Consider the following 22,058-nt stretch of genomic DNA (forward strand, 5'->3'; position numbering starts at 1 on the left):
CCCGGTCGGGCGGGCCCGGGCAGGCTGGGTGACCATGAGCCATGTGAAGACCATGCGAGCCATCAGCCAGGACGTCCTCGGCGGACCCGAGGTCCTGCGGGAAGTCGAGGTGGAACGCCCCGAGCCGCGTCCCAACCAGGTGCTGGTCCGGGTCCGCGCCGCCGGCGTCAACCCCACCGACTGGAAGCACCGCGCGACCGGGGGTTTCCTCGGACAGCCGCCCTTCGTCCTGGGCTGGGACGTGTCCGGGGTGGTCGAGGCGGTCGGCATCGGTGTCGCCACGTTCAAGCCCGGTGACGAGGTCTTCGGCATGGTGCCGTACCCGTTCGGGCACGGAACGCACGCCGAGTACGTCATCGCCCCGGTCCGCGCTCTCGCGCACAAGCCGTCCCTGATCGACCACGCCCAGGCGGGAGCGCTGCCGCTGGTGTCCCTGACCGCGTGGCAGGCCCTGGTCGAGACGGCCGAACTGGAGCCGGGCCAGCGGGTGCTGATCCACGCGGCGGCCGGCGGGGTCGGGCATGTCGCCGTGCAGATCGCCAAGGCGCGGGGCGCGTACGTGATCGGCACGGCGAGCGCCGGCAAGCACGACTTCCTGCGCGAGATCGGCGTGGACGAGCCGATCGACTATCGGGAGACGGACTTCGCGGAGGCCGCCAAGGACGTCGACGTCGTCCTGGACACGCTCGGCGGTGAGACGTCCCTGAAGTCGCTGCGCGTGCTGCGTCCGGGCGGCCTCGTGGTGTCGATCCTGCCGGTCGGCTCGGACGAGCTCCACGAGGAGGCCGAGCGGCTGGGCGTCCGGGCCCTGCGGATGCTCGTGGACGCCGACCGTGCCGGGATGAGGGCGATCGCGGACCTGGTCGAGCAGGGGCGGCTGCGCGCCACGGTCGCCAGGACCTTCCCGCTGGCCGATGCCGCCCAGGCGCACGCGCTGGGCGACACCGGCCGGACCACGGGAAAGCTGGTGCTGCTGGTCGACTGACCTCGGAGGGTCAGAACGTCAGCACGGGCTTGATCGCCTTGCCCGCACCCATGTCCCGCACCGCCTGGTCGATGTCCGCGAACGGATAGGTGCTGATCAGGCGGTGCAGCGGGAGCCGCCCCTCCTTCACCAGCCGGACCAGGGCGGGGATGAAGGCCTGGGTCTCGGCGTCGCCCAGGGTGAGGCCGACGACCTGCTTGCCGCCGAGCATCCCGTTGACGTCCAGGGCGACCTCGGTGCCGAACGGCGGGGCGCCGACGATCACGAGGGTGCCGCGGGCGGCGAGCGCGTCGACGCCCTGGCGCAGGACGGCGACGTTGCCGGTGGTCTCCACGACACCGTCAACGCCCTGGCCGCCGGTGATCTCCGCGAGGGCCGCACCGAGGTCGGCCTCACCCGCGTTGACCGTGTGGGTGGCACCCAACTCCCTTGCCAGCTCCAGGCGTTCGCCGACGCGGTCGACGGCGACGATGGTGGTGGCGGGGGTGAGGGCGGCGGCCATCACCGCCGAGAGGCCGACGGCTCCGGCGCCGAGCACCACGATGGTGCTGCCGGTGGCCGGCTTCAGCACGTTCCACACCGCCCCCACCCCGGTCTGTACTCCGCAGCCCAGCGGGGCGATCGACGCCAGCGGCACGTCCGCGTCGACCTTGACCAGGCTGCGCTCGTCCACCAGCGCCCGCTCGGCGAACGAGGACTGACCGAAGAAGTGCCCGCCGAGCGGCTCCCCGGCGCGGCTGATGGTGCTCGTGCCGTCGGCGCGGCGGCCGCCGATGAGGTTCAGCGGCAGCCAGGTGGCGCAGTACGCGGGGTGGCCGCCGTCGCAGTTGCGGCAGTCCCCGCAGGAGGTGAAGGACAGCACGACGTGGTCTCCGGGCGCCACGCCGGTGACGTCCGAGCCGACGGCCTCGACGACACCGGCGCCCTCGTGGCCCAGCACGCCGGGCAGCGGGAAGGGCAGACCGCCGCTCGCCACGCCGAGGTCGGTGTGGCACAGACCGGCCGCCACCATGCGGACGACGGCCTCGTGCGGACCGGGCTCGTCCAGCTCGACGTCGGAGAGGGTGAAGGGCGCTCCGCCGGACTCGACGACGGCTGCGCGGGTGGTGATGGACATCGGACGAACTCCCTGCGGTACGCGCTCAGTCGAGCGAGACGACGACGGACTTGACCCTGGTGTAGGCGGCGAGCGCCTCGGTGCCGTACTCGCGGCCGAAGCCGGAGTCCTTGACCCCGCCGAAGGGGACGGCCGGGTCGAGCATCGCCCAGTCGTTGATCCAGACGATGCCCGCCTGGAGGCGGTCGGCGATGCGGTGGGCGCGGGCGAGGTTCGTCGTCTGGACGCCCGAAGCCAGGCCATACGGCGTGGAGTTGGCGAGCTCGATCGCCTCCTCCTCGGAGTCGAAGGGCTGCACGGTGAGGACGGGGCCGAAGATCTCCTCCTGGACGACCCGGGAGTCGTTGGACAGGTCGGCGATCACGGTCGGCTTGTAGTAGTAGCCGCCGTCGAGGTCGAGGCGCTCACCGCCGCAGACGATCCGGCCGCCCTCCTTGCGGGCGAGCTCGACGTACTCCTCGACCTTCTTGAGGTGCTTCTCCCCCGCCATCGGGCCCACCACGGTCTCGGGCCGCCGGGGGTCGCCGAGCGGTACGCCGGGCACGGCCTCGGCGAGGATGCCGAGCAGGGTGCTGTACACGGGGCGGGCCACGAGCAGCCGGGGGCCGCCCATGCAGAACTGGCCGGTGTTGAAGACGAAGCCCTTGATGACCGCGCCGACGGCCTTCTCCAGGTCCGCGTCCTCGAAGACGATGTGGGCCGCGTTGCCGCCGAGCTCCATGGTGACGGGCTTCAGGTTCTCCCCGGCGACGCTCGCGGCGTGCCGGCCGACGGCGGTGGAGCCGGTGAAGGCGATCTTGTCGACCCCACCGTGCCTGAGCAGGGCCTCGCCGGCCACCGGGCCGGAGCCGGTGACGACGTTGACCACCCCGTCCGGGACACCCGCCTCGCGCAGCAGCCGGGCCATGAAGAGGGCGCTGAGCGGGGTCTCGTCGGCCGGCTTGTGGACGACGGTGTTACCGGCCGCGAGCGCCGGGGCGATCTTGGATCCGGCCAGGATCAGCGGGAAGTTGAAGGGGGTGATCGCCGCGACCACGCCGAGCGGCTCGCGCTTGGTGTACGCGAGGGCGTTCATCGGGGTGTCGCGGGTGGCGCCGTCCAGTGAGTAGGCGAGGGCGGCGAAGTGCTCGTAGTCGTTGGCGGCGTTCGTCACGTCGACGGCCTGGCACAGGCTGATCGGCTTGCCGACGTCCAGGCTCTCCAGGGCGGCGAGCTCGTCGGCGTTCTCACGGATCAGCTGGGCGACCCGATGCAGGACCCGGCCCCGCTCGCGGCCGCTCAGTCCCGACCACCGGCCGCCGTCGAAGGCCTCGCGGGCGGCTCGTACGGCCGCGTCCACGTCGGCGGCGCCCGCCTCCGCGACGGTCGTGACGACCGCACCCCGGGACGGGTCGACCACCTCGGTGCGCGCTCCGTCGGCGGCCTCCTGCCACTGCCCCCCGATGAACAGCCGTCCGGGTTCGATCTCGATGGTGGTCATCGCCACTCCTCAGCCTCATCGCCAAGATTTCAACAAACAGGATTCCTGTTGGTTCGCAGTCTCATTACAGACAGGTTTCCTGTCAATGCTCTAACCTGAAGTCATGCTCGACACTCAGGCAGTCAAGGCACCTCCGTCGCTCCTCTACATGGTGAAGCAGGTGGAGCTCGTCGTGCGATCGAAGCTGGATGAGCTGGTCAAACCCTCCGGGATCACCGCACTGCAGTACACCGCGCTCACCGTCCTGCAGCGACACGACCAACTGTCGGCCGCCCAGCTGGCCCGGGACTCCTTCGTCACCGCCCAGTCCATCGCCGATCTCGTGCGGTCACTGGAGAACCGCGGGCTGGTGCGCAGGGAGCGCAATCCGCGCAACCGCCGGGAGCTGCTGATCCTGCTGAGCGAGGCCGGCCGGGCTCTGCTCGCGCAACACGAGGGGCCCGTAAGGGAGTTGGAGGAGCGGATGGTCCGGGAACTCACGGCACACCAGACCGAGCAGTTCCGCCAGGCGCTCACCAAGGCCTGGCACGCCCTGTCGTAGCCCCGTCACGCACGCCACGGCACGTCTCGGCCGCAATTCGAAGACATATGTCAATCGAACATGCTCAAATTCGGTCCACGGAGGGTAACTTGCAGTCCGGGGACGGATGCGCGCGCACGCGGAGCCCCCACCATCGAGGAGCCGGTTGGAGGCGATGTCGTCGTGCAGCAGGAAGCGTCGCCGACCCCGCACCTGCGCGTCCTCCAGGACCGCGGACACACGGTCCTGGAGCTGCGCGGAGAGGTGGACATCGCCGCGGCGATGGAGATCATCCCCCACCTGGACCGGGTGACGGCGCATCCCGGCGTCCGCCTGGTGGTCGACCTCAGCAGGGTCGAGTTCTTCGACTGCTCGGGCCTGCGCCTGCTCTACCGCGCCCGCGGCCGGGTCCTGGACCAGGGCGGCGAGCTGCTCCTGGTCTGCACGCATCCGCTCACCCTGCGCGTCCTCAAGGTGACCGGCCTGGCCCGCCTGCTGCCGCCGATGCCGACGCTGGACGCGGCCCTCGGCCGGCCCGAGGCGGCCTCCGGCTCGGTGTGACCCCGCCGTCTCCGCTCCTCGCGGCCTAGTCGGTCCGCGGGGCGTCGAACAGGGCGCTGACGGACTCACCGTTGTGAATACGCCGTACGGCCTCCGCGAGGGCCGGGGCCACGGTCAGGATCCGCAGCTTGTCGGTGCGCTCCTCCTCCGGCACCGGCACGGTGTTGGTGCACACGATCTCCAGTACGTCGGGCTGCTCGCCGATCCGCTTCAGCGCGCCGTCCGCGAACAGTCCGTGCGTGCAGGCGACCCGGATCGAGCGCGGGCCCAACTCCCGCAGCCGGTCGAGGAGTTCCAGCACCGTGCTGCCCTTGGCGATCTCGTCGTCCAGCACGATGACGTCCCGGCCGGCGACCTCGCCGATGACGGAGTTGATGCTCACCCGGTCGTCCGCGAACCGCTGTTTGGCACCGGCGGCCACCTGGGCGCCGATCAGACGGGCGAAGGCGGCGGCCTCCTTGGCGTTGCCGAGGTCGGGCGAGACGACGGTGGTCTGGGACAGGTCGTAGCGCCGGAAGTGCGCGGCCAGCTCGCGCAGCGCGTGCAGGTGGTCGACCGGGACCGAGAAGAAGCCGTGCACCTGCGGCGAGTGCAGGGTCATCGCCAGGACGCGGCTCGCGCCGGCCGCCACCATCAGGTCGGCGACCAGCCGTCCGCCCAGCGAGATCCGGGGTGCGTCCTTCTTGTCGGAGCGGGCGTAGGAGTAGTGCGGCATGACGACGTTGATCCGCCCGGCCGACGCCCCGCGAGCCGCGTCGCACATCATCAGCAGTTCCACGAGGTGCTCCTGCACCGGCCTGACCAGCGGCTGGATGAGGAAGACGTCCCGCTCCCGGCAGTTGGCCTGGAGCTGTACCTCCAGACAGTCGTTCGCGAACCGGCTGACCCTGGTGGGACTGAGCGGCACACCGAGATGCGCGCAGACCTCCTGGGCGAGCTCGGGGTGGGCGCTCCCGCTGAACACGGCGATGTCTCGCACACTCTGCTCCTCGCATGATCATTCCGGCTGCGGGGCTCATGCTACGGGCCTGGCGAAAAACCGGTTGCGGGCCGCCCGCCCGGGCACGCAATGATGGGGCCGTCCGTGTTCTCTCACGTCAGGGTCCCTCGCATGCGCCGACTCCTCGAAACCACCCCGCGCCCACTCCGGCCCACGGTTTACGAGGACACGTCCACCCATGCGCACCCTGAACATCGGCATTCTGGCCCACGTCGACGCAGGTAAGACCAGCCTCACCGAGCGGCTGCTGTTCGACCACGGAGCGATCGACCGGCTCGGCGGCGTCGACACCGGTGACACCCGCACCGACGACGGGGCGATCGAGCGGCAGCGCGGCATCACCATCCGCTCCGCCGTCGCCGCGTTCACCGCAGGTGACACACAGATCAACCTCATCGACACCCCGGGGCACTCCGACTTCATCGCCGAGGTCGAGCGCGCCCTGGAGGTCCTCGACGGCGCGGTGCTGCTGCTGTCCGCCGTGGAGGGCGTACAGGCACAGACCCGCGTGCTGATGCGGACCCTGCGGCGGCTGCGGCTGCCCACCCTGGTCTTCGTCAACAAGATCGACCGGCCGGGCGCCCGCTCGGACGCCCTGCTCGCCGACATCCGACGCAGGCTCACCCCGCACGTCGCACCGCTCACGGCCGTGACGGACATCGGCACCGCGCGGGCCGGTGTGGTGCCGCTCCCGGAGGGGCGCCGGCTGGCAGAGGCCCTCGCCGACGTCGACCCGGACGTCCTGGCGGCGGTCGTCGACGGCCCCGAGCCCACCCCGGACGACCTCCGCGGGGCCCTGGCGGCCCGCACCGCCGACGGCTCCTTCCACCCCGTCCTCTTCGGCTCGGCCCTCGGTGGCCAGGGCGTCGCCGGACTGGTCGAGAACGTGACGCGGCTGATCCCACCCGCGCCCGTGCCGCCCGGCTCCGTGGCGCCCGGCTCCGAGCCGCGCGGCACGGTCTTCGCCGTACGGCCCGGTCCCGGTGGCGAACGGACGGCGTATCTGCGCCTGTACGACGGACGGGTGACCGCACGGCAGCGGCTCACCTTCCGGCGGCGGGAGGCAGACGGCCGGACGACCGAGGTCCGTGCACGGGCGACCCGCGTGGACGTCGTCGGCGGGGCCCGGACGCTCACCGCCGGGAACATCGCGGCGCTCACCGGCGTCGCGGGCATCCGAGTGGGCGACCGCCTCGGCGAACTCGGCGACCGCGCACCGCAGTTCGCCCCGCCGACGCTGGAGACCCTGGTCGTGGCGCGTCACCCGGAACAGGCGGCGGCGCTGCGCACCGCACTGCTCTGGCTCGCCGACCAGGATCCCCTGCTCCACGCCCGCCCCGCCACCGGCGGTGCCACCACGCTGCTCCTGTACGGCGAGGTCCAGATGGAGGTCCTCGCCGCCACCCTCACCCAGGACTTCGGCATCGAGGCGGACTTCGAGCCGGGCCGGGTGCGGTTCCTGGAGCGGCCGGCCGGTGTCGGCGAGGCCTCGGACGAGCTTCCGTGGCACGACCTCACCCGCTACTGGGCGACGATCGGCCTGCGGGTGGAGCCCGGACCGCGCGGCTCGGGCGGGGCGTTCGCGTACGAGACGGAACTGGGCGCACTCCCCCGCGCCTTCCACCAGGCCATCGAGGAGACGGTCCACGCGACCATGGCCACCGGCCCGCGCCAGACCCCCGTCACGGACTACCGCGTCACCCTCACCCGGTCGGGTTTCTGCGCGCCGATCAGCACCGCGGCCGACTTCCGCGGCCTCACGCCGATCGTGCTGCGCAGGGCGCTGGACCGGGCCGGGACCCGGTTGTACGAGCCGTATCACGCCTTCGAGGCGGAGGTCCCGCCGGACGCGCTCGCGCCGGTGACGGCCCGGCTGGCCGCGTCCGGTGCGGAGTTCACGGGGACCACGGGCGGGGACACGGCCTGGACGATCACCGGGGAGCTGCCGGCCCGCCGGGTGCGCGAGGTCGAGCTGCGCCTGCCCGGGCTGACACACGGAGAGGGGATGTGGTGGTCGTACCCGTCGGGCGACCGTGAACTGAGGCCGCACTGAGGGGACTTGCGGATCCCCTTCACCGGGCGCACCGACGGGACCCGCCGAAGCCGCTCACCGGGCGCACCGACTGGACCCGCCGAAGCCGCTCACCAGGACACCGGCAGCCGGCGCGGGCCACGGGTCATCCCGCCCTCCCGCCACTCGATGGTCTCGGGGGTGAACTCCGCCCGCAGGCCGGGGAAACGGGCGGCCAGGCGGTGCAGGGCGAGTCCGAGTTCGAGACGGGCCAGCCAGGCACCCAGGCAATGGTGGGGGCCCGCGCCGAAGACCACGCTGGGCGAGGCCGGCGGCGCGAAGAGGTCGGCCGGGCCGGGCGGGAAGACGGACGGATCACGGTTGGCGGAGTTGATCTGGACGGCGACCACCGCGCCCGCCGGAATGGTCACGCCCCCGACCTCGACGTCCTCGACGGCACGGCGGATCAGGCCCGGCAGCACCCGGCCCTCGCTGAGCGGCACGGTACGCAGCAGCTGCTCGACCGCCGCCGCGGCCGCCTCCTCGCTCCCGGCGAGGCCCGGCCAGGCGGCCCGCCCGTCGGTGAGCAGGCGGACGAGGATGTTGCCCAGGGCCGTCATGGTGGTCTCGTGTCCGGCCACCACCAGACCCACGACCAGGGTCACCAGCTGCCGCTCGTCGATCCCCAGGGCGTCACCCGCCGCCACCAGCCCGCTGACCAGGTCGTCACCGGGGTCCTCGCGCCGCTCGACGACCAGTCCGGCGGCGAAGGCACCGAACTCCCGCATGGCCACGCCGACCTCCTCCGCGGTGTGGGCTCCGCCGGACAGGGCGTGGTCGGCCCAGTTCCGGATCCGCTCCCAGTCCACGTCGTCCAGGCCCATGAGACGGGAGACGACCGAGACGGGCAGCGCGCGGGTGAACCCCTCGATGATGTCCGCCGGCCGGGGCTGCCGGGCGAACTCGTCGAGGAGTGTCTCCACCACCGCGGCCACCCAGGGGCGCCAGCGGGCGATCGCCCGGGGCGTGAAGGCCCGCTGGACCGTGCCGCGCAGCCGCTGGTGGCCGGGGCCGTCCTGGTTGAGGAGGCCGTCCGGGGCGTCCAGCAGGTTCGGCACCACGAGCAGCGGCGGGGCGTCCCCGGCCATCAGGGACCGCCGGTCGAAGCGGGGGTCCATGAGCACCCGCCGTGCCTCGGCGTACCGGGTCACGAGCCAGACCGGGGTACCGGTGGCGAGGGTGCTCAGGCGGGGCGGTCCGGCCTCGGGGAAGACGACGTGGTGCATGGGGCGAAGGGTCCGGGAGGTGCTGTCTGCGCTCATCCGGGTCTCCAGGTGCGCCGGTGGGAGGGCGTTTCACGCCGGCCCTTCACGCTAGTGCGCCGTCCTTGCCTCCGTCAGCGGTCTCAATCGGCCAACGGGACGGTCTGCCGAGGCCTTTGGTGGGAATTCGAACAGTAGGAAGGAGGGCCGTCGCCATGACGACTCCCATCAGGCGCGTGTCCAAGCGCATGCCCGGCTGGGCGAAGGCGGTGAGCGCCGTAGTGCTGGTGCTCGTCGTGTTCTTCGCGGGGATCCGGCTGAGCGTGCTGCCGGGACTCAAGGACCTGTTCGGCACGGAGACCCACGACCGCTCGGGTCCCGCACTGCTCGAGTCCATCCAGGACATCAGCCGTTACGACGCCGCCTCCGGCAACTTCCAGGTCGTCGTGGACCTGGAGAAGGACGCCAAGTTCCTGCCCGACGCGATCCGCGGGACCCGCACCCTGTACGTCGGGGCGGGCACCGTCGACGCCTACGTCGACCTCGGCAAGGTCGGCAAGAACGACGTGACGGTCAACGACGACCGTACGTCCGCCATCCTGCGGCTGCCGCACGCACAGCTCGGCAAGGCCGCCCTCGACGCCGACCGTTCCTACGCCGTCTCCAAGCAGCGCGGCTTCCTCGACCGTCTCGGGGACCTCTTCTCGGACAACCCCAACAGCGAGCAGGCCGTGCAGAAGCTCGCCGTGCGGCACATCACCGACGCGGCGAAGGAGAGCGAGCTGACCACGCGGGCCGAGACCAACACCACCAACATGCTGGAAGGCCTGCTGGGCTCCCTCGGCTTCAAGAAGGTGGAGGTGAGCTACGGAACATGATCAGACCGAGACCGGTCGTCTCGTAGGCGCCTCCGGCGCCGTCCCCGTCCGTGTCCGGGAACGGCGCCGGAGGCGCGAGCGCTCCGACACGGCATTCTCCGGCGGTTCCCGGGTAACCGCCCTACGACGCAGAGACGTTGAAGACTGGAGGAACGACGCATGGCTCGTGCCGCTGCTCGCCCGCTTGCCGCTCTGCGCCTACGCACCGCCCGGTCCGAGAGGACTTCCAAGACCAAGGACAGGCCTGACAAGACCGACAGGCCCGTGAAGCCCGCCAAGAGCGACAGGGCGGCCAGGACCGGCAAGGGCGCCAAGGGCGAGCGGCGCCCGCTGCCCTTTCCGCTCCGGTTCCTGGCGATGCTGTGCGCCTTCGTGGTGATGGTGGCGTTCGCCGTGGTGCTGGCCCGTCTGACCCTGGAGCCCTCCCCCGCCTCCGAGGCGCTGACGCACACCAACATGCGGCCGGGGCGGTCCCTGCGGGCCTATCTGGACCAGCCCGCGCTGCGGGACGCCGTCAAGCAGATCGGCGGGAACCTGCTGCTGGGCATCCCGTTCGGCGTCCTCGTACCCGTGGTCGCCCCACGGACCCGTGGGATCCTGCGGGTGCTCCTGCTGACCGCGACCGTGATGCTCCTGGTGGAGTTCGCCCAGGGCGCGCTGATCACCGGCCGGGCCTTCGACATCGACGACGTGATCCTCAACACGAGCGGAGCCCTGGTGGGTTACCTCCTGCTGGGACGGCGGCTGAGCCGGGCCGTGCACAGCTGAGACCACCGACGTCCGGTCGGCCGGTCGGTCAGTGCCGGGTCCAGGTGAACTTGTCACCGCCCACCCAGCGGACGACGTCCGGATCGTCCAGGTCGTGGACGGTGATGCCGAACGCGGCGGCGGCCTCCAGGACGTCGGTGACGCTCTTCGCCTCACCGACCATCTGGCCGTCGATCTCCACGATCCGGAAGGGCGGACTGGTCGGCTGTACACCGAGCACCATGATCCGCGGGCGGGCGATGTAGGGGCTCGCGATTTCGGTCATGCATAGAGCGTAGAACGCAACCCGCGACGCGGCTGCGCGCACGTCACGCGCCCGGCAGGTCGCGGACCGCGGCCTCCACCGCGCCTCGGGCGGCCGGTCACCCGTCGCCCTCGTGTTCACCCGGCCGGGTGAACACGAGGGCGACGGTCCGGCCCTGCCTCAAGGCCGCCGCCAGCCGTCGTCGCCCAGGTGCGAGCCGGCCTGCGGGCCCATGCGGAGCATGCCGCCGTCCACACTCCAGGAGGCGCCGGTGACGTACGACGCTTCGGGGCCGGCGAGGAAGGCGATCACCGCGGCGACCTCGCGGGCGTCGCCGGGGCGCCCGAGCGGGACGCCGGGACGTCGCTCGGTGTGCGGGTCGGAGTCCTCCTGCCCGGTCATGGGGGTGGCGATCTCGCCGGGTGCGACCGCGTTGACGGTGATGCCGTGCTCGGCGAGTTCCAGTGCCATGACCTGGGTGAGCAGACCGAGGCCGCCCTTGGCCGCGCAGTAGGGGGCGGCGCCGACCCGGGGCTGGTGTTCGTGGACGGAGGTCACGTTGACGATCCGGCCGCCGCCGCCCTGCCGGATCATGTGCCGGGCCGCCTTCTGGCCGCACAGGAACGGTCCGATCAGGTCGACGTCGATGACCTCGCGGACGACGTCGAGCTCCAGGTCGAGGAAGGGCGTCATGGTCCCCGTACCGGCGTTGTTGACCAGGACGTCGACGCGGCCGAACCGGTCGTGGAGCTCGTCGACGGTGTCGGCGGCGGAGGGCAGCCGGGTGAGGTCCATCTGCGCCACGGCGGCCCGCTGCCCGTGGGCGCGGACCTCCTCGGCGGTCTCCTCGGCGCCCGCGAGGTCGCTGTTCCAGGTGATGCCGACGTCCATCCCCGCCCGGGCCAGGCGGACGGCGGTGGCCCTGCCGATGCCGGAGTCGGCGCCGGTGATCACGGCCACCTTGCTGTGGGGTGCGGTGGGGGCGGACATGCGGGCCTCCTCGTGGGCGGGGGCGGTGACGAGGCATCGCTGTACCCGGCCGCGTACCGGACAAACGCCGTGATCCGCCGTGCGGCCCCGGTGGAGCTGGGGAACTCTGGAGGTGGAGGTGGCGATGGATCCCGTCGAGGCCCTGGACCGGATCGCCTTTCTACTGGAGCGGTCCCTCGCGCCCACCTACCGGGTGCGCGCCTTCCGTACGGCCGCCCGTGTACTGTCCGCGCTGCCCGACAGCGAGGTGCGGGAGCGGGCGGAGGCCGGGACGCTTGAGTCGCTCAAAGGCGTCGGTCCGAAGACGGCGCAGGCGGTGCGCGAGGCGTTGGACGGCCGGGTGCCCGGCTATCTGGAGAAACTGCAGGGCGAGGCCGCCGCCCCGCTGGCCGAGGGCGGCGAACGGCTGCGGGCGCTGCTGCGCGGGGACTGCCATCTGCACTCCGACTGGTCCGACGGCGGCAGCCCGATCGACGAGATGGGCCGGGCGGCGGCCGCACTGGGCCACGAGTGGGCGGTGCTGACCGACCACTCGCCCCGCCTGACCGTGGCCCGGGGCCTGTCTCCCGAGCGGCTGCGCAGGCAGTTGGACGTGGTGGCGGAACTCAACGAGACCTGGGCGCCGTTCCGGCTGCTGACCGGCATCGAGTGCGACATCCTCGACGACGGCTCGCTCGACCAGGAGCCGGAGCTGCTGGACCGGCTGGACGTCGTGGTGGTGTCCGTCCACTCCAAGCTGCGGATGGACGCCCGCTCGATGACCCGCCGCATGGTGGCCGCCGTACGCGATCCGCACGCGGACGTCCTCGGGCACTGCACGGGACGGCTGGTGACGGGGCGGGGGCGGCCGGAGTCGGCGTTCGACGCGGACGAGGTGTTCGCCGCGTGTGCCGAGTCAGGTACGGCCGTGGAGATCAACAGCCGGCCCGAGCGGCTCGATCCGCCACGGCGGCTGTTGCGCCGTGCCGTGGACGCCGGCGTGCTGTTCTCGATCGACACCGACGCGCACGCGCCCGGGCAGCTGGACTGGCAGGTCCACGGGTGTGCCCGGGCCGAGGAGTGCGGGGTGCCCGCCGAGCGTGTCGTCACCACCTGGTCCCTGGAGGAGCTGCTGGTGTGGAGCCGGGAGGGCAGGGTGCCGGACCGAGTGGGGAGCGCCTGACGTGGTACTAGTGCGCACAGACAGCACAGGAAGGACGGGCGAATGGAACGGGCGGCCGTGTTCGACGTCGACGGGACCCTCGTCGACACCAATCACCTGCATGTGACGACCTGGTGGGAGGCCTTTCGGCAGGCGGGCCACCGGGTGCCGATGCACGCGATCCACCGGGCCGTGGGTCTCGGCTCCGACGACCTGATCGAGCATCTGCTGGGTGAGGACCGCGACCAGGACCGGGACGCGGAACTGAGCGCCGCCCACAAGGCCCTCTACGGCCAGTACTTCGACCGGCTGCCCGCACTCCAGGACGCCGGACGGCTGCTGCGGCGACTGGACCAGCGGGGCTGGCGGGTGGTGCTGGCGACGTCCGCGAGCGGCGCGGAACTGGGCGCCCTGCGACGGGCGATCGGCGCGGACGACGCGATCGCGGCCACCGCGAGCGCCGACGACGTGACGGAGGGCAAGCCCGCGCCCGAGCCCGTGGAGCACGCCCTGGAGCTGGCCGACGTGCCCGCCGAACGGGCCGTCTTCGTCGGCGACACCGTCTGGGACATGCAAGCGGGCAGCCGGGCCGGGGTGCGCTGCGTGGGAGTCCTGTGCGGCGGCATTCCACGCGCGGACCTGGAGGAGGCGGGGGCGTCGGCGATCTACGCCGACCCCGCCCATCTGCTGGCGTCGCTGGCGGAGAGTCCACTCGGCTGAGGCGGGGCCCGCGACCGCCGCGCCGGTTCCGCGTCGAGACGACGCCCCACCTGCGCGGAGGCGCCCTGGCGTGAGGTGCCGGACAGCGACTGCGGGGTGAATCGGCGCCCGGCCGGGATACCCACCGCATATGACCCCTGTGACAGATGCGGTACGAGCGCACGCCGTCAGCCCGGTCGACACGCTCCGGCGCGAGGCACACGCCGTAGGCCGGGCCGCGCGGGCGGTGTGGCGCGGCCCCGGGCGTGAGCGGGACCTGGTCGTACAGTCGATGAAGGCGGCCGCGGCGGCGCTGCTCGCCTGGTACGTCGCGAGCTACTGGCTGGGCGACCCGATGGCCCTGATGGCGCCCTGGGTGGCGCTGGTACTGGTGCAGGCCACCGTCTACAGCTCGCTCCGCCAGGCCGGACAGCAGTTCACGGCGATCTGCGTCGGCGCCCTGCTGGCGTCGGGGGCGCAGTGGCTGACCGACGACACTCTGGGAGCGCTGGCGCTGTCCCTGCCCGTGCTGATGCTCCTGTCGAACTGGTCCCGCTTCGGCGACCAGGGGATCTACGGGGCGACCACCGCGGTGTTCACGATCGCCTCGGGCACCGTGTCGGCCTCGGCGGTGGGGCACCGGCTGGGGCAGGCGGCGCTAGGCGCGGTCATCGGGATCGCCGTCAACGCGCTCGTCCTGCCCCCGATCCACCTGCGGGACGTACGGGAGAACCTGGCGGCGCTCGCCCGGGAGGCGGGCGACCTGCTGCACACCGTGGCCGGTGACCTGCGGGAGACCGAGTGGGACGAGCAGTCCGCCGCCGGCTGGTCGAGCGGGGCGGCCCGGCTGGAGCGGCGCCTGGAGGCGCTGCGGTCGGCGCGCGGCTGGAGCATCGAGAGCCTGCGCTTCACCTCGGGCCCGCTGCGGGCGCTGCACCGGGTGCCGACATCCCTGCCGTCCACGGAGGAGGACGAGCGCTGGAGCCGGGTGACCGGGCACGTCAGGGCGCTGACCCGGACCCTGGTGGTGGCGAGCGACGAGGACCGCACGCCCACCGCGCCCGAAGGCCCGGCGCTGCGTTCGTACGCCCGGCTGCTCGAGCTGATCGGGGACGCCTGCCGGGCGGAGAGCCGCCGGCTGCTGGACGCCCCCGAGGGCCCGGGCCGGGCCGACGAGACCGAGGAGGCGATACGGGACCTGCACGGGCAACTGCAGGACGGTCTGCGGGAGCACGCCGCGCAGGACGCGGCCCGGGCGGCCCTCCTGGGCACGTTGGTGTTGCAGGCGGAGAACATCTGGAGCGATGTCGTGCCGCGCGCCTCCAAGCGGTGACGCGGATCACCCCGCCGCGCGGTGAACCCCGGAACAACCACAGGTGGTTGCCCGTTGAACAGACCGTGGGTGTGGATGGGACAGTGTCCCCGGGCCTCACCTTTTGCCCACAGGGACGATCGTTCGGCTGAAGCCCTGTGGAGCCTTTCGCCGAGAGGCGACCGCCATCCGCACCCACACCTGAACCAGCCCCGACCGTGATTCCCCCGTCCGGTCGGGGCTTTCCCCTGTCCGGCGAGCGAAGGGGGCGCGGCCAGTTGACCGGGAGCGGGCTCCCGGCCCTGGCCGCGATTCCGGGTCAAGCCCTGAACGTCCACAGCGGGTTGGTGCTGTCCTGCCACGCCCGCTGCTTGCCACTGTTGCGTGGTATCGCCGTTCCAGGCCTTCTGCCGGACCGGGTCGCCGTTGCCGGTGGCGCCCGTCCAGCACCAGGCCGCTCGTGACGTTGCCCAGGCGGAAGTACGTGGCCGGGTTGGACGTCACCCTCAGCGAGGCGATGGCGTCGTTGTCACCGGTCACCCCGAGGCCAGGGCGCGTCAGGCCAGTGCCCACCAAGCGAAGATCTGCAGGGCCGCCTCGATCTTGGCTTTCGTGGCGTCGTCGGGTGCTCCGCCGATGCCGACGAAGACCACGCTGGAACCCGGGTCGGCCGCGACGAACAGGGTCAGCGGCACCCCGCCCGACAGCGGGTAGTCGTACCAGGCGGACCGCTCGACGTCGGTCTCGGGCAGGGCCGTCTCGACGGCCTGCCAGTCCGAGTCGTCGAAGTCGTATCCCGCGAACGCGGCGACCGACTCGCAGAACGGCCGCAGGTTGGTGTCGATGATCCAGCCGCCGCCGAAGGCGCTGTCAGGACCCGAAGTGGTCATCTCTCGGCTTTTCGCTCTCTGACCGGCGCCCTGCCACGGCCACGAGCTCCATGGTCGGACACGATCCGGGCCACGTCGAGTTCTTTCGGACCGTAGAGCGCGGCCAAGGCGCCGGTGAGCAGGGCCCAGTAGCGGTCTCCGTCCGCCGCAGGTGGACCTCGGCCCCGTGGGAGTCCACGTGCTTGCGGTCGTCGAACAGGAGAGACTCTCGCACGTCCACCAGCGGCTCACCGCACTCCTCGACGGGAACGGCGGCGACCCGGGCGTCGGACATCAGGATGATCTCGGTCATGGAGTGATCGTCTCGCATCCACAAGGAGGTGCCGCGTGCGTTCCCGGGGGCGGGGGTACTCGGGCAGCCCCGTCGGACCCGCGGGCGAGAGGAGACGAAGGTGAGCAGCACAACGGGCAGCAGGATCGTGGTCACGGGCGCCACCGGCAACGTAGGCACCAGCCTGGTGCGCCTCCTCTCCGAGGATCCGAAGGTCGGCTCCGTACGGGGGCTGGCCCGCCGGCTCCCCGAGTGGGAACCGCGGAAGACGGAGTGGTCGGCGGTCGACCTGGCCTCCGACCGAAGCGATCTGGTCAGGGAGTTCGAGGGCGCCGACGCTGTGGTCCATCTGGCGTGGGCGTTCCAGCCCACGCACGACCCGGCGGTTACCTGGCGCACCAACGTCCTCGGTTCCATCCGGGTGTTCGACGCGGTGGCCACGGCCGCCGTGCCGACGCTGGTGCACGCGTCGTCGGTCGGGGCCTACTCCCCCGGGCCGAAGGGACGCGCGGTCGACGAGTCCTGGCCGACCCACGGCTGGCCGGACGCCGCGTACTGCCGGGAGAAGGCCTATCTGGAGCGCGCGCTGGACACCTTCGAGCGCGACCACCCCGGTGTCCGGGTGGTGCGGATGCGGCCCGCGTTCCTGTTCAAGCGGGAGTCGGCGAGCGAGCAGCGCCGCATCTTCGGCGGCCGTTTCCTGCCGGGCACGCTGGCCCGGCCCGATCTGCTGCCCTTCCTCCCCGACATCCCGGGCCTGCGCGTCCAGGCGCTGCACACCGACGACGCGGCGAAGGCGTACGCGCTCGCTATGCGCACCGACGTCGGCGGACCGTTCAACCTGGCGGCCGAACCGCCCGTCGACGTGGAGCTGCTCGGCGAGATGCTGGACGCCCGTCCCGTACGGCTGCCGCGCACCGCGGCCCGCTCGGCGATCGCCGCGGCGTGGGGCCTGCACCTGCTGCCCGCCTCCCCGCATCTCTTCGACGCCGTCCTCAGGCTCCCCCTGATGGACTGCACCCGTGCCCGCACGGAACTCGGCTGGCACCCGGCCCACACGACACCGGAGGTCCTGGAGGAGTTCCTGCTGGGCCTGCGACAGGGGGCGGGTGCCGACACGGAGCCCCTGCGGGGACGCAAGGTGGGCTGACGGGCGCCGAGGCCCGGCACCGGGGGCAGCCGCCAAGCCCGGACCACAGCGGGGAGGGCGGATCAGTCCGCGGGCTCGTCCGGCACCGGCTGCTCGGGGTGGACCGCGCCCGACCGGGGCGCACCCTCCCTGCCGGTGCCCGCCTCGTCCGTGTCGGGGACGTCGGCGCCGGACTCCCCGGAATCGGGTTCCGCGGACTTCGCGGCCTCGGTGGTGTCGACGGTGTCTCCCTGGGCGCGGCCGGCGCCGACCTCCCAGGGGTCCTCGCCCTCGTGTGCCTGCTGATCGGGCAGGTCGCGCGGAACGGGCACGCCGTTCTCGCCTGGTCCTTCGCTGCGGTGGTCCACGGCGTAGCTCCCTTCCTGGAGTTCGGGGCGCCCCGCGAGTACCTCCGCGACGATCGGCGAAACGTCAGTGCGGCACCCGCTCCTCCAGCGCCGTGCGCCAGGCGGGCGCGGGCCCCTCGGGTGCCGGTTCGGGGCGCCGGCCGCCGCGCGCGAAGAATCACGCCCTGAACCAAGCGGAAGCGAGCTCTTCGATCTCCTTCAGAGCCGTGACGAGCTCGGGGACGACGGTCTCCTGCACCCATCGGTCCTGGTCGGCGTCGACCGCCCGCGGAACGGTCTCCGCGACCATGATCAGGTAGAGGTAGGTCCGGTAGAGGGCGAGGCGGAGGCGGGCAGGCGCGTCGAACTCGGCCCGTCCTCCCGCTTCCCGGTAGCCCGCGAGGAACGCCTGGTCACGCCTGATGTCGCCCAGCAGCGCCAGGGAGACGAAGTCGGCCAGCGGGTCGCCCCAGAACATGCGCTCCCCGTCGATGAGCCCACCGATGCGGGGCCCCTGTCCGGCCGGGCGGTCCACGAGGATGTTGCCGTTCCACAGGTCGAAGTGGACCAGACGGGGGGTGGTGACCTCGTCGAGCGCGGGGAGGGCCGCGCGGACGGTCCGTGCCACCTCGTCGGCGGGCCGCGGCAGCCGGGCACGGTAGCGGCGGGCGTCCTCCAGGACGGCGTCGACCATGCCGGCGAAGGCGGTCCGCCAGTCGGGGGCGAGCGGCCCGAGGGCGCCCGACGGATAGCCGAAGCCGGGCCCGGTCACGGTGTGCAGACGGGCCACCTGGCGGCCCAACTCCGTGCGCAGAGCTAAACGTTCGGGTTCCGTCAGGGAGCCGTTCCAGGGTTCGCCCGGGCAGGCGGTCATCAACACATGCGGTACGGCGGTGTCGTCGCCGAACGCCACCACCCGCGGGGCGGTCACGCCGGCCTCGGCCGCCGCCCGGTAGAACTCCGCCTCGGCGACCAGGAGTCGGGACTCGTACCGCAGGGCGGGCGCGGTCGCCTCGGGGGCGACCTTCAGCACGTACCGGCTGCCGTCGGCGAGGAGGAGTTCCTCGACGGTGTTGTAGGTGCCGCCCGTCAGCGGCCGGACCCGGGTGAGTGTGCCGGCGGGCAGGCGCGCGCCCTCCAGGACCTGCCGCGCCCGTTCCCAGGAATGCATGGAGTCCCCCACCCGTGTCCGCCTCTCGTCCGGTCAGCCCGCCACGTACACATCCTCGACGTAACGCCCGGCCTCCACCAGCCCGCCCAGCCACCGCTCGGCGGCCGCCTCGTCGGCGTCCGGCGTGCGCTCCCGGTACAGGGTACGGAACGCCTCCCGCACCCCCGGCGCCATCCGTGCACCGTCACCGCAGACGTACACCCGGGCGCCCGCGTCGAGGAGTTCCCACACCTCGTCGGCCTCGGCGGCGATCCGGTGCTGCACGAAGGTCATCCCGCCCTGCGGGGCGGCGCTGAAGGCCGGGCGGAGCCGGACGGCTCCGGCGACCTCCGCGGCACGGAGTTCGTCGGCGTGCAGGAAGTCGGCGTCCGGGGCGTCGCAGCCGAAGTAGCAGAGTGCGGGCGGCAGTTGCTCACCCCTGGCCAGAGCGGCCGTCCGGTCGGCGACGGCGCCGCGGAACGGGGCCAGACCGGTGCCCGCCGCGATCATGACGACCGGCCGGGAGTGGTCGACGCGGAAGGCCTCCCGGCAGGGCTGGATGCGGGCCGGCACGGTGTCCCCGGCATGGACGCCGGCGAGGTACGCGGAGCCGACACCCCGGTAGGTGCCGCTGCCGGAACGCGCGGGCGCCTCCAGGAGGGAGACCATCAGGTCGATGTGCCCGGGGTCGGTCGCGGGCGAGGACGAGACCGAGTACTGGCGGGGGCGCATCGAGGTCAGGAGGTCGAGCAGGGCCGGCCAGTCGAGGGCACCGCGCAGGGCCGGGTGGGACTCGAAGATCTCCACGAGGGTGCGTGGGTCGTCGTCGCCCAGGGCCGCCAGCCGGGCCCGTTCCGGCGGGCACGGGTTGGCGGCGGCCAGCACGGACAACTGTCCGGCGGTCGGACGCTGCTGCAACTCGACGTGCCGGGTGAGTAGCTGACGTACGGTCAGGGGTCGGTCGACGGCGAGGCCGTCGCGGCGCGGGCGGGCGGGGCGGATGTCCAGTACGGCGTCCAGGTCGACGCCGAGAGCGGCGGCGGCCCGCTCGACGAGGACCTTGTCGTTGGCCGGGAGCACGGTGACGTGGTCGGCCGTGCGGTAGGTGGTGCCGGACGGCAGGGCGAGCCGTACGAACCGCTTGAGGCGGGGATGGCCGGGGGCGGTGAGGTCGTAGGCCTCCGTCACGGTCATCGGGACCAGGTCGTGCCGCTCGGCCAGGGCGTCCAGCGGACCTCCGGTCAGCGTCCGGACCTCGTAGGCGGCCGTGGGCTCGGCCTCGGGGACCTCGGTGGCGTCCGGGTCGCCGTACTCCTCGAGGAGCGCGGCGCGCAGGCGGGCGATGAAGGCGCGGACGGTGCCGGTGAGGTCACCGGAGGCGTCGCCGGAGGCGCGCTCCAGCAGACGCGTGCCGCCGAGTTCGGCGAGGCGCTCGTCGACGCGGGTGGGGACGTGCTGGTAGGTGGCGGCCCAGTTGCGGTCGCCGACGCCGAGGACGGCGTAGGTGACGCCGGTCGCGTCGGTGGCTTCGTCCAGCCAGGCGGCGAACTGCCGTGCGTCGTCCGTTGGTTGCCCGTTGTAGGAGGCGGCGGTGATGACGACGGGGCGGTCCGTGGGCAGACCGTCCGGGTACGCGTCCAGGGGCGCGACCTCCGTCTCGCAGCCCAGGGCGGCGGCCTCGTCGGCGAGTTGGCCGGCGAAGTCGCGGCACGTGCCGTAGTTGCTGCCGTGCAGGAACAGGGCGCGGGTGCCGGGGAGCACCCGGGCGGGAAGGGCCGCGTCGGCGGTCGTGGTGTCCGGGGCCGCCTGGAGACCTCCCGGCAGGGGGGTGTGGGCGCGGTCGGCGGCGGTGCGCGGGGTCAGGGTGAGGGTGAAGCCGTCCGGCTTGAGGGTAAGTGCCTCCTTGACGGTGAGCCGGTAGTCGGCGTGGTCGTGCAGGCGGTAGCGGTGGACGAGCAGCGCGAGCAGCATGGTCGCCTCGTGGAGGGCGAACTGCCGCCCGATGCAGGCGCGTTCACCGGTTCCGAAGGGCTTGAAGGCGTGCGGCGAGCGGGCGGCCTCCGCCTCGGGCGTGAACCGGGAGGGGTCGAACAGCCCGGGGTTGTCGCCCCAGACCGGCTGCCGGTGCAGCATCGGGGCGACCACGGTCAGGGCCTGTCCGGCGCGCAGCGGGATCCGGCCGCCCAGCACGGTGTCCTCGCGGGCCTGGCGGCTGAAGGCGGCGGCGGTGGGCCACAGCCGGAGCGCCTCGTTGAGGACCTGACGGGTGTAGGTGAGCCGTCCGACCTCGTCGAAGGTCGGCTCGGGGTCGGCGGTGTCGCCCCACATCGCGTCCACCTCGCGCTGTACCAGCCGGAGCACGGCCGGGTGCTTGGTGAGGTAGTACATCGCGAAGGACATCGCGCCGGAGGTGGTCTCGTGCCCGGCGATCAGGAAGGTGATCACCTGGTTGCGGATGTTGGTGGTGTCGAGGGTGGTGCCGTCGGCGGGGTGGGTGGCGCTGAGCATGAGGCCGAGGAGGTCGTCGGTGCCGGTCTCGCCGGCGGCCACCCGGGCGCTGATCACGTCGTCCACGACCTGCGCGAGGTGGGCGGCGTCCGTGCGGAAGGCCTCGTCCTGGGCCGCGTAGTCTCCGCCCGGCGTGCGGGCCAGGCGGGTCATCGCCCATTCCAGGCAGCGCACCATCGACTCGACGAAGGGGTGGGGCTCGTCCCGGTCGAAGGAGCCGAAGTCGTAGCCGAACCCGGCGAGGCCGATGGTGTCGAGCGTCATCCGGGTCATGTCGTCGGGGATGTTCACCGGCCGCCCGCCGCCCGCGGCCCGGTCCCAGGAGCCGATGAGCCGGCGGGCGACGTCCAGCATCACCGGGTGGTAGGTGCGCATCGAGCCCAACGCGAAGGCGGGCATCAGGATGTCGTGGGCCTTGGCCCAGTTGGGCTCGTCGTTGTACGCGGTGAACAGTCCGTCGGCGGCGAACTCACGCACGTTCTCCAGCGCGGGGCCGACGGCCTTGGCGAACCGGCTCTCGTCGGCGAGCTCCGTGACGAGGTCGAGGTCGGCGACGAAGGTGACGTCCCGTCCGTGCAGCCGCCGCGTGAGCACGGAGCCGTGCTCCCGCATCAGCCCCATGATCTGCTGGAGGGGCGTGCGGCCGGGGCCGGTGGCGGAGATGTCGACGAGGGGGACGCCGGGGAGGGAGGGTGCGGTCTGCGCGGTGGGGGGCATGGCGCGACAACTGCCTTTCGCGGTACGGAAGTACTGCGTCCAGGTTGGTCCACCGGCCCTGCCGGTCCGCGCCGCTCC

General features: G+C 72.6%; 20 protein-coding genes and 1 pseudogene. 10 read left to right on the forward strand and 11 right to left on the reverse strand.

Features of this window, described 5'->3' with window-relative positions; all coding sequences use genetic code 11:
• Positions 1-34 precede the first annotated feature (34 nt).
• The gene (locus AQJ84_RS21685) at positions 35-985 is read left to right on the forward strand and encodes an NADP-dependent oxidoreductase (protein ID WP_030043921.1); all 951 of its coding nucleotides are present in this window, start codon (positions 35-37) and stop codon (positions 983-985) included.
• Between the two features lie 10 nt (positions 986-995).
• Here the strand turns inward: AQJ84_RS21685 and AQJ84_RS21690 are convergent, their stop codons facing one another.
• Positions 996-2,102 (reverse strand): NAD(P)-dependent alcohol dehydrogenase, encoded by a 1,107-nt coding sequence (locus AQJ84_RS21690; RefSeq protein WP_053190460.1) that lies wholly within the window; start codon positions 2,100-2,102, stop codon positions 996-998.
• A gap of 25 nt (positions 2,103-2,127) precedes the next feature.
• Complete coding sequence (locus AQJ84_RS21695; RefSeq protein ID WP_030043922.1) at positions 2,128-3,582, reverse strand: aldehyde dehydrogenase family protein; 1,455 nt, start codon at positions 3,580-3,582, stop codon at positions 2,128-2,130.
• 103 nt (positions 3,583-3,685) lie between these two features.
• Between AQJ84_RS21695 and AQJ84_RS21700 the strand changes: the two genes are divergently transcribed.
• The gene (locus AQJ84_RS21700) at positions 3,686-4,123 is read left to right on the forward strand and encodes a MarR family winged helix-turn-helix transcriptional regulator (protein ID WP_030043923.1); all 438 of its coding nucleotides are present in this window, start codon (positions 3,686-3,688) and stop codon (positions 4,121-4,123) included.
• A 162-nt stretch (positions 4,124-4,285) separates the two neighbouring features.
• Positions 4,286-4,663 (forward strand): anti-sigma factor antagonist, encoded by a 378-nt coding sequence (locus AQJ84_RS21705; protein ID WP_225889116.1) that lies wholly within the window; start codon positions 4,286-4,288, stop codon positions 4,661-4,663.
• A gap of 25 nt (positions 4,664-4,688) precedes the next feature.
• Here AQJ84_RS21705 and AQJ84_RS21710 read toward each other — a convergent pair whose 3' ends face one another.
• Positions 4,689-5,642 (reverse strand): ribose-phosphate diphosphokinase, encoded by a 954-nt coding sequence (locus tag AQJ84_RS21710; protein WP_053190459.1) that lies wholly within the window; start codon positions 5,640-5,642, stop codon positions 4,689-4,691.
• A 199-nt stretch (positions 5,643-5,841) separates the two neighbouring features.
• On the opposite strand from AQJ84_RS21710, the gene otr(A) reads away from it, so the two are divergent.
• Positions 5,842-7,716: a tetracycline resistance ribosomal protection protein Otr(A) gene (gene otr(A), locus AQJ84_RS21715; RefSeq protein ID WP_030043927.1), complete on the forward strand. Its 1,875-nt coding sequence runs from the start codon at positions 5,842-5,844 to the stop codon at positions 7,714-7,716.
• A gap of 89 nt (positions 7,717-7,805) precedes the next feature.
• On the opposite strand, the gene AQJ84_RS21720 is transcribed toward otr(A), so the two are convergent.
• Positions 7,806-8,996 (reverse strand): cytochrome P450, encoded by a 1,191-nt coding sequence (locus AQJ84_RS21720; protein ID WP_053190458.1) that lies wholly within the window; start codon positions 8,994-8,996, stop codon positions 7,806-7,808.
• A 155-nt stretch (positions 8,997-9,151) separates the two neighbouring features.
• Between AQJ84_RS21720 and AQJ84_RS21725 the strand changes: the two genes are divergently transcribed.
• Together AQJ84_RS21725 and AQJ84_RS21730 are read left to right on the forward strand one after the other, a co-directional pair.
• Positions 9,152-9,814 (forward strand): DUF4230 domain-containing protein, encoded by a 663-nt coding sequence (locus tag AQJ84_RS21725; protein WP_053190457.1) that lies wholly within the window; start codon positions 9,152-9,154, stop codon positions 9,812-9,814.
• Between the two features lie 159 nt (positions 9,815-9,973).
• Positions 9,974-10,582: a VanZ family protein gene (locus AQJ84_RS21730; protein ID WP_078632319.1), complete on the forward strand. Its 609-nt coding sequence runs from the start codon at positions 9,974-9,976 to the stop codon at positions 10,580-10,582.
• A gap of 28 nt (positions 10,583-10,610) precedes the next feature.
• Here the strand turns inward: AQJ84_RS21730 and AQJ84_RS21735 are convergent, their stop codons facing one another.
• Both AQJ84_RS21735 and AQJ84_RS21740 read right to left on the reverse strand, forming a co-directional pair.
• Positions 10,611-10,847: a hypothetical protein gene (locus AQJ84_RS21735; protein ID WP_030043930.1), complete on the reverse strand. Its 237-nt coding sequence runs from the start codon at positions 10,845-10,847 to the stop codon at positions 10,611-10,613.
• Between the two features lie 159 nt (positions 10,848-11,006).
• Positions 11,007-11,816, reverse strand: coding sequence for an SDR family oxidoreductase (locus AQJ84_RS21740; RefSeq protein ID WP_051870189.1), 810 nt, complete (start codon positions 11,814-11,816; stop codon positions 11,007-11,009).
• 124 nt (positions 11,817-11,940) lie between these two features.
• Between AQJ84_RS21740 and AQJ84_RS21745 the strand changes: the two genes are divergently transcribed.
• The 3 genes from AQJ84_RS21745 to AQJ84_RS21755 all read left to right on the forward strand — a co-directional run bounded on the left by AQJ84_RS21745 (position 11,941) and on the right by AQJ84_RS21755 (position 14,989).
• Positions 11,941-12,978, forward strand: a complete 1,038-nt coding sequence (locus tag AQJ84_RS21745; RefSeq protein WP_053190456.1) for a PHP domain-containing protein — start codon at positions 11,941-11,943, stop codon at positions 12,976-12,978.
• A 42-nt stretch (positions 12,979-13,020) separates the two neighbouring features.
• A complete protein-coding gene (locus AQJ84_RS21750; RefSeq protein WP_030043934.1) occupies positions 13,021-13,677 on the forward strand; it encodes an HAD family hydrolase in 657 nt (218 codons plus the stop codon).
• A 130-nt stretch (positions 13,678-13,807) separates the two neighbouring features.
• A complete protein-coding gene (locus tag AQJ84_RS21755) occupies positions 13,808-14,989 on the forward strand; it encodes an FUSC family protein (protein WP_030043935.1) in 1,182 nt (393 codons plus the stop codon).
• A gap of 536 nt (positions 14,990-15,525) precedes the next feature.
• Here the strand turns inward: AQJ84_RS21755 and AQJ84_RS21760 are convergent.
• Positions 15,526-15,858: a hypothetical protein gene (locus AQJ84_RS21760; RefSeq protein WP_030043936.1), complete on the reverse strand. Its 333-nt coding sequence runs from the start codon at positions 15,856-15,858 to the stop codon at positions 15,526-15,528.
• A gap of 145 nt (positions 15,859-16,003) precedes the next feature.
• Positions 16,004-16,150: pseudogene (locus AQJ84_RS41140) on the reverse strand (M15 family metallopeptidase); the annotation flags it as partial.
• A gap of 100 nt (positions 16,151-16,250) precedes the next feature.
• Between AQJ84_RS41140 and AQJ84_RS21770 the strand changes: the two are divergent.
• Complete coding sequence (locus AQJ84_RS21770) at positions 16,251-17,279, forward strand: SDR family oxidoreductase (protein ID WP_030043938.1); 1,029 nt, start codon at positions 16,251-16,253, stop codon at positions 17,277-17,279.
• Between the two features lie 62 nt (positions 17,280-17,341).
• On the opposite strand, the gene AQJ84_RS21775 is transcribed toward AQJ84_RS21770, so the two are convergent.
• The 3 genes from AQJ84_RS21775 to AQJ84_RS21785 form a co-directional block, all read right to left on the reverse strand.
• Entirely contained in the window at positions 17,342-17,626 is a 285-nt protein-coding gene (locus AQJ84_RS21775) for a hypothetical protein (protein ID WP_030043939.1), read from the reverse strand.
• 157 nt (positions 17,627-17,783) lie between these two features.
• The gene (locus AQJ84_RS21780) at positions 17,784-18,776 is read right to left on the reverse strand and encodes a phosphotransferase family protein (protein WP_053190473.1); all 993 of its coding nucleotides are present in this window, start codon (positions 18,774-18,776) and stop codon (positions 17,784-17,786) included.
• Between the two features lie 33 nt (positions 18,777-18,809).
• Positions 18,810-21,980: a bifunctional cytochrome P450/NADPH--P450 reductase gene (locus AQJ84_RS21785; protein WP_053190454.1), complete on the reverse strand. Its 3,171-nt coding sequence runs from the start codon at positions 21,978-21,980 to the stop codon at positions 18,810-18,812.
• Between the last annotated feature and the right edge of the window lie 78 nt (positions 21,981-22,058).

This window comes from Streptomyces resistomycificus (assembly GCF_001514265.1).
Taxonomy (GTDB): Bacteria; Actinomycetota; Actinomycetes; order Streptomycetales; family Streptomycetaceae; genus Streptomyces; species Streptomyces resistomycificus.

Excerpts from the sequence above, each read along its gene's own strand:
- AQJ84_RS21685 (WP_030043921.1), top strand. The coding sequence starts at position 35 with ATGAGCCATGTGAAGACCATGCGAGCCATCAGCCAGGACGTCCTCGGC.
- AQJ84_RS21690 (WP_053190460.1), bottom strand. The coding sequence starts at position 2,102 with ATGTCCATCACCACCCGCGCAGCCGTCGTCGAGTCCGGCGGAGCGCCC.
- AQJ84_RS21695 (WP_030043922.1), bottom strand. The coding sequence starts at position 3,582 with ATGACCACCATCGAGATCGAACCCGGACGGCTGTTCATCGGGGGGCAG.
- AQJ84_RS21700 (WP_030043923.1), top strand. The coding sequence starts at position 3,686 with ATGCTCGACACTCAGGCAGTCAAGGCACCTCCGTCGCTCCTCTACATG.
- AQJ84_RS21720 (WP_053190458.1), bottom strand. The coding sequence starts at position 8,996 with ATGAGCGCAGACAGCACCTCCCGGACCCTTCGCCCCATGCACCACGTC.
- AQJ84_RS21725 (WP_053190457.1), top strand. The coding sequence starts at position 9,152 with ATGACGACTCCCATCAGGCGCGTGTCCAAGCGCATGCCCGGCTGGGCG.
- AQJ84_RS21730 (WP_078632319.1), top strand. The coding sequence starts at position 9,974 with ATGGCTCGTGCCGCTGCTCGCCCGCTTGCCGCTCTGCGCCTACGCACC.
- AQJ84_RS21735 (WP_030043930.1), bottom strand. The coding sequence starts at position 10,847 with ATGACCGAAATCGCGAGCCCCTACATCGCCCGCCCGCGGATCATGGTG.
- AQJ84_RS21740 (WP_051870189.1), bottom strand. The coding sequence starts at position 11,816 with ATGTCCGCCCCCACCGCACCCCACAGCAAGGTGGCCGTGATCACCGGC.
- AQJ84_RS21745 (WP_053190456.1), top strand. The coding sequence starts at position 11,941 with ATGGATCCCGTCGAGGCCCTGGACCGGATCGCCTTTCTACTGGAGCGG.
- AQJ84_RS21750 (WP_030043934.1), top strand. The coding sequence starts at position 13,021 with ATGGAACGGGCGGCCGTGTTCGACGTCGACGGGACCCTCGTCGACACC.
- AQJ84_RS21755 (WP_030043935.1), top strand. The coding sequence starts at position 13,808 with ATGACCCCTGTGACAGATGCGGTACGAGCGCACGCCGTCAGCCCGGTC.
- AQJ84_RS21760 (WP_030043936.1), bottom strand. The coding sequence starts at position 15,858 with ATGACCACTTCGGGTCCTGACAGCGCCTTCGGCGGCGGCTGGATCATC.
- AQJ84_RS21780 (WP_053190473.1), bottom strand. The coding sequence starts at position 18,776 with ATGCATTCCTGGGAACGGGCGCGGCAGGTCCTGGAGGGCGCGCGCCTG.
- AQJ84_RS21785 (WP_053190454.1), bottom strand. The coding sequence starts at position 21,980 with ATGCCCCCCACCGCGCAGACCGCACCCTCCCTCCCCGGCGTCCCCCTC.